This is a genomic window from Sphingomonas sp. CFBP 13728 (assembly GCF_014841895.1).
GTDB lineage: Bacteria > Pseudomonadota > Alphaproteobacteria > Sphingomonadales > Sphingomonadaceae > Sphingomonas.
The window spans coordinates 2,501-5,518 of sequence record NZ_JACYUS010000015.1 but is presented as its reverse complement, the minus strand read 5'-3'; the positions used below and the strand labels follow the sequence as shown (position 1 = coordinate 5,518).

Here is a 3,018-nt window from a genome sequence, read left to right as displayed (position 1 = left end):
CCCAGTGTTGTCATTGATGGTGTGAGACTCTCAAGCGCGAATAGAGCAATTAGTATCGGTTAGCTCCATGCGTTACCGCACTTCTACATCCGATCTATCAACGTCGTGGTCTCCGACGGCTCTATGAAATCTTATCTCGAGGGAGGCTTCCCGCTTAGATGCTTTCAGCGGTTATCCCGTCCATACATAGCTACCCAGCTGCGCTCCTGGCGGAACGACTGGTACACCAGAGGTATGTTCAACCCGGTCCTCTCGTACTAGGGTCAACTCCTCTCAAATTTCGACGCCCACGGCAGATAGGGACCAAACTGTCTCGCGACGTTCTGAACCCAGCTCACGTACCACTTTAATTGGCGAACAGCCAAACCCTTGGGACCTGCTCCAGCCCCAGGATGTGATGAGCCGACATCGAGGTGCCAAACAACCCCGTCGATATGAGCTCTTGGGGGTTATCAGCCTGTTATCCCCGGCGTACCTTTTATCCGTTGAGCGATGGCCCTTCCACGAGGGACCACCGGATCACTATGACCGACTTTCGTCTCTGCTCGACTTGTCAGTCTCGCAGTCAGGCGGGCTTATGCCATTGCACTCTAACAGACGGTTTCCGACCGTCCTGAGCCCACCATTGCGCGCCTCCGTTACTCTTTAGGAGGCGACCGCCCCAGTCAAACTACCCGCCACAGAGGGTCCCTGTTCCGGCTTACGGAACGAGGTTAGACATCAGAAACAAACAGGGTGGTATTTCACCTATGGCTCCACATCAGCTGGCGCCGATGCTTCAAAGCCTCCCACCTATGCTACACAGTTTCTTCCTAATGCCACTCTGAAGCTGCAGTAAAGGTGCACGGGGTCTTTCCGTCTAACCGCGGGTACTCCGCATCTTCACGGAGAATTCAATTTCGCTGAGCATGTCCTGGAGACAGTGGGGAAGTCGTTACGCCATTCGTGCAGGTCGGAACTTACCCGACAAGGAATTTCGCTACCTTAGGACCGTTATAGTTACGGCCGCCGTTTACCTGGGCTTCATTTCAGAGCTTGCACCCCTCCACTTAACCTTCAGGCACCGGGCAGGCGTCAGGCCCTATACGTCGTCTTGAAGCCGACTTAGCAGAGCCCTGTGTTTTTGCTAAACAGTCGCTACCCCCTGGCCTGTGCCCCCTCAAAGTGCTTGCGCATAGTGAGGGCCTCCTTCTTCCGAAGGTACGGAGGCAATTTGCCGAGTTCCTTCAGGACACTTCTCTCAAGCGCCTTGGTATACTCTACCTGACCACCTGTGTCGGTTTCGGGTACGGTCTATACGGTGGGGCTATTTCCTGGAACCATTTCGAAGCCATCCCAATCCGATAAGGGATGACAACACACATGATCCGTCACACACCACCAGGCCCACGAATATTAACGTGGTTCCCATCGACTACCCCCTTCGGGCTCGTCTTAGGGGCCGGCTCACCCTGCGCGGATTAGCCTTGCGCAGGAACCCTTGGTCTTTCGGCGAGAGGGCATCTCACCCTCTTTATCGCTACTCATGTCTGCATTCGCACTTCCGATACCTCCACGACCCATTACCAGATCGCTTCACAGGCTTACGGAACGCTCCGCTACCGCGTACCACATAAGTGGCACACCCTAAGCTTCGGCACGTATCTTGAGCCCCGTTACATCTTCGCCGCAGGACCTCTTGTTTAGACCAGTGAGCTGTTACGCTTTCTTTAAAGGATGGCTGCTTCTAAGCCAACCTCCTGGTTGTTTTGGAAGTCCCACATGCTTTCCCACTTAGATACGATTTGGGGGCCTTAGCTGTAGGTCAGGGCTGTTTCCCTTTTGACGACGGACCTTAGCACCCGCCGTCTGTCTCCCGCATATCACTCTTAGGTATTCGGAGTTTGGTTAGGTTTGGTAGATCTCGCGACCCCCTAGCCCATCCAGTGCTCTACCCCCTAAGGTGTTCGTGCGAGGCACTACCTCAATAGTTTTCGCGGAGAACCAGCTATTTCCCGGCTTGATTGGCCTTTCACCCCTAAACACAACTCATCCGGTAACTTTTCAACGTTAATCGGTTCGGACCTCCAGTGCATGTTACTGCACCTTCATCCTGGTCATGCCTAGATCGCCGGGTTTCGGGTCTAATACATCAAACTCTGGCGCCCTATTCAGACTCGCTTTCGCTGCGCCTACACCTATCGGCTTAAGCTTGCTTGATACATTAAGTCACAGACCCATTATGCAAGAGGTACGCTGTCAGGCCATAAAAGCCCTCCAACTGCTTGTAGGCAATCCGTTTCAGGTACTGTTTCACTCCCCTCATCGGGGTGCTTTTCACCTTTCCCTCACGGTACTAGTTCGCTATCGGTCACATACGAGTATTTAGGCTTGGAGGGTGGTCCCCCCATGTTCAGACAGAATTTCACGTGTTCCGCCCTACTCGAGTCCTGAATTCTCACTTTCGTATACGGGGCTGTCACCCGCTATGGCGCTACTTTCCAGAAGCTTCTACTAGTTGAAATTCAGGCACTGGCCTGGTCCGCGTTCGCTCGCCACTACTAACGGAATCTCGGTTGATGTCTTTTCCTCCAGCTACTGAGATGTTTCAGTTCGCCGGGTTCGCTTCACGAAGCCTATGTATTCAGCTAAGTGATACCTAACCTAATTAACCCAACACCCTGCGTTACCGCACGGCTTGGATTAATCGGGATAGGTGGGTTTCCCCATTCGGAAATCGTCGGGTCAAAGCTTGCTCACAGCTCACCGACGCTTATCGCAGCGTGCCACGTCCTTCATCGCCTGTATGTGCCAAGGCATCCACGAATTGCCCTTACCTCACGCTTGAGAGTCCACACCACCAACGACATCACTGGGTGTCCTTTCGGATCACCAACTCGGCAGAGCAGTGCGCGTTAGCTTTTGTCAGGTGCGGATGATTATAATCTCAGCCAGATTATTTATATGATGATGTCGATATCTGGAGCCTCGAACCGCTCGTTTAGCTCGTTGACGCCGAAGCGCTCACGAACCGCCGAA

1 rRNA gene is annotated in these 3,018 nt (G+C 53.4%); it reads right to left on the bottom strand.

The annotated features are described in order from the left end of the window. Positions 1-29: 29 nt before the first annotated feature. A 23S ribosomal RNA gene (locus IFT67_RS20350) occupies positions 30-2,826 on the bottom strand. Positions 2,827-3,018: the final 192 nt, after the last annotated feature.